4 protein-coding genes are annotated in these 3,384 nt (G+C 68.1%); 2 read left to right on the forward strand and 2 right to left on the reverse strand.

The features are described from left to right. On the reverse strand, positions 1–987 hold a 987-nt coding region (locus tag WAW85_RS06515), incomplete at its 3' end, for a bifunctional adenosylcobinamide kinase/adenosylcobinamide-phosphate guanylyltransferase (RefSeq protein WP_422558819.1). Positions 988–993: 6 nt separating this feature from the next. Next, positions 994–1,665, reverse strand: coding sequence for a DUF3043 domain-containing protein (locus WAW85_RS06520; protein ID WP_422558820.1), 672 nt, complete (start codon positions 1,663–1,665; stop codon positions 994–996). 106 nt (positions 1,666–1,771) lie between these two features. On the opposite strand from WAW85_RS06520, the gene WAW85_RS06525 reads away from it, so the two are divergent. After that, positions 1,772–2,887 carry a glycerate kinase gene (locus WAW85_RS06525; RefSeq protein ID WP_422558821.1) on the forward strand — a complete coding sequence of 372 codons (1,116 nt, stop codon included), beginning with the start codon at positions 1,772–1,774 and terminating at the stop codon, positions 2,885–2,887. A 120-nt stretch (positions 2,888–3,007) separates the two neighbouring features. Next, positions 3,008–3,373 (forward strand): HesB/IscA family protein, encoded by a 366-nt coding sequence (locus WAW85_RS06530; RefSeq protein ID WP_422558822.1) that lies wholly within the window; start codon positions 3,008–3,010, stop codon positions 3,371–3,373. Positions 3,374–3,384: the final 11 nt, after the last annotated feature.

Here is a 3,384-nt window from a genome sequence, read left to right on the forward strand (position 1 = left end):
GTCCAGCACCTGCACCCCCGCCCCCGTCCGGCGGGCAAGCACGTTGATTGCCGCACCGCCGTCGACGATGTTGGTGACCATCTGCGCGGTCACTTCGGGTGGAAACGCGGAGACCCCGTCACGAGCGACCCCGTGATCGCCGGCGAAGACGACGATTTGTGGGGATTCGAGGCGGCGCGGCGGGCACGCACCTTGGCATGCGGCGATCCAGACGCCCAGATCCTCCAACCGGCCCAGTGAGCCGGGTGGTTTGGTCAGGGTGAGCAGTCGCTGCCGGGTCTGCTCGGCAATGTCGTCGTTGGGCAGGTCGACAACATCGAAGATCTCGGCGTCGATCGGATTGAGCGGGAACTCGGTCGGCGGAGTGGTTTCGGCACGGGCTCGTTCCTCGACTGGCTCAACCGGAGAGTTTCCCTCGTTGGTTGAGCGAGCGGAGCAAGTCGAAACCAGGCCTTCGGAATAGGCGGTCGGGGTGAGGATGCGCCCGGCGACGATCAGCTCAACGTTATCGCAGGCGGCGGCGATGGCTTGGTTCGCTGCGCCAAGAACATCGGCGAAGCGGCGGCCTGCGGGTGCGGCGGGCACCACGGAAAGGCCGACCTCGGGGCTCACGATCACCAGATCGCCGCGGAAGGCGGCGACGGCGGCGGCGAGGTCGTCGATGTGCTCGCTGAGGTCGACATCCGGGCGATCCCAACCGGCGTCGTCTAGTAGCCGGGTCACCCAATTGCCGAGATCGTCGATCACGGTGGCTGCCCGCTGGTCGGCGCGCAGAGCGGCGGCGAGGTCGATCGTCTCGACGGTGTGGTAGCGGTCGCCGCGCCGGGCGCGGTGGGCCGCCACCCGCTGAGCCCAAGATGGGTCGTCGTCGTCGTCGTCCGGCGCGGCACCGGTCGCGAGATACCGCACCCGCGATGCGGTATCCAGCAGAGTCTCGGCGCGCGCCGACTTACCCGATCGGATGCCGCCCAGGACCAGGGTGCGCATCGAGGGCTAGACCTTGTCGCCCGAAGAGACCTGGGGACGCGGGGCGCGCATCATGCGCAACTGCATCGCGCGGACGAAAGAGTAGAAGCCGAGCCGGAAGCCGGTGTCGGTGGTTTCCGGGAAGCGCTCGCGCACCCGGTTATTGACCATCCGGCCCAGGATGATCGAGTCGACCACCACGACGATCACGAAGGCCAGCAGCAGGATGTTGATGAAGAACGCGTACTGCGGCATCATCATCGCGACCAGCAGGACGACCGCGAACGGCAGGAACAGGCCAGCCACATTGCGGCGGGAGTCGACCAGATCGCGGGCGAACGCGCGGACCGGGCCCCGATCTTTGGCGATCATGTACTTTTCATCGCCGGCCATCATCTTCTCGCGTTGCTCGGTCCGCTGCTGACTACGCTGCGACTTCAGCTCTTTGCGCTCCTCCTTGGTGAGAGTCTGCTTCTGCGACTTGCGTCGGGCGCGCGCCTCGGACCGGTTGGTGGGCGGCGGAGCGACCGGTCCCGGTCGGCGGTTTTGGGCGTCCCGTCGCTTGGGCGTCGGTCGGCCCTTGCCCGCTGTCGTCCCGGACCGCTGGTCGTCGGCGGTGTCGGCGGCGATGGCGTCATCGACAGTCGTCTGGGGGCCGTCGTCGGCGGCGTCGGAGCCGGAATTCCAGGGCAGCTTCACGCCCCCGAGTTTAGGGCATGACCGGCCCGCGGCGACCGAGGGGCCGGGCGTGGAGTCTGACGAGACCGGGTACGCGCCGGGCCTCGGCCGACTACCGTCACCCGACATGATGAAGCGAGCGAATGTGGTGGTGATGCCGGATTCGTTCGGCGAGACGCTGACGGCGGTCGAGGCGGCCGCGTCGATCGGTGCCGGCTGGCATGCGGCGCGCGCAACGGATGTGGTGACTCTCGCGCCCCAGTCGGACGGTGGCCCGGGTTTCATCGAGGTGTTGGCGACGGCTTTCGGCGGTGAAGTGCGCACCCAGACGGTCACCGGTCCGCTGGGCGAGCCGACGCGGGCGCAGTGGTTGTTGCACAATCGGGTGGCCTATCTGGAGGCGGCGCAGGCCTGCGGGCTGCACTTGGTCCCGGTCCCGCGCACCCCGCAGTCGGCGCTGTCGGCCTCCAGTGCCGGGGTGGGCGACCTGATCTCGGCGGCCCTGCAGGCCGGGTGCACGCGGATCGTCGTGGGGCTCGGTGGAACGGCGGCCACCGACGGCGGTCGCGGTGCTGCTGAACGACTCGGCGGTATCGTCGCCGAACGGTCCGGCGGGGTGCACTCGGCAGCACGGTTGCTGCACGACGTCGAGGTGATTGCCGCCACCGACGTCGACAATCCGCTGCTCGGGCTGACCGGCGCGGCTGCGGTATATGCACCGCAGAAGGGTGCGGACTCGGTCACCGTCGAACTGCTGGAGGCTCGACTGGCGGAGTGGGCGGACGAATTGACGCGGCAATCCGGGCGCGACGTGCGCGACGAACCGGGTGCCGGTGCGGCAGGCGGGCTCGGCGCCTTCCTGCTGTCCTGCGGGGCCCACCGAGAATCGGGGGCGGCCGTGGTCGCCGCCGAGACCGGTCGTCGTGCGGCGATCGCCGCCGCTGACCTGGTGATCACCGGTGAAGGTGCGATCGACGATCAGACCTGCCACGGCAAGGTGGTCGCGGCGATCGCCGCGGAAGCCGCGCAGGCCGGGGTGCCGGTACTGGTGCTGGCTGGACAGTCGCAGCTGACCGACGCCGAAGCCGCGGCTTTCGGTGAGGTGCACGCGCTCGTCGACTACGCGCAGTCCGTCGACGACGCCAAACAGCACGCCGGGCCGCTGCTCACCGAGCTAGCTGGCGAATTGGCCAGCCAGTGGACATTTCCCGGCGTCGCCGAGGTAGCCCAGAATGGGCAATAGTCGCGGAGTATGGGGAATATTCGGAGAAAGAGTACCGTTGGATCAGAACGACCACGGGATTGACACCGGGGGCACCAAGCCCCGGAGCACGCCGGAGCCACGAACGATGAGGGAGCACCCATGACCGTCCAGAACGAGACCGCCCAGCCTGAAGTGTCCCAGTCGGGTGTGGTCCTGACCGATTCGGCGTCCAGCAAGGCCAAGGCGCTGCTTGACCAGGAGGGTCGCAACGATATGGCCCTGCGCATCGAGGTTCAGCCCGGCGGCTGCGCGGGCCTGCGCTACCAGCTCTACTTCGACGACCGCACTCTCGACGGTGACATCGTCGACAATTTCAGCGGCGTCAAGCTGGCCGTTGACCGGATGAGTGCGCCTTATATGAAGGGCGCCACCATTGACTTCGTGGATTCGATTGAGAAGCAGGGTTTCACCATCGATAACCCGAACGCGACCGGCAGCTGCGCCTGCGGCGACTCGTTCAACTGATCGAGCCGGGC

This window comes from Gordonia sp. (in: high G+C Gram-positive bacteria) (assembly GCF_049299075.1).
Lineage (GTDB): Bacteria > Actinomycetota > Actinomycetes > Mycobacteriales > Mycobacteriaceae > Gordonia.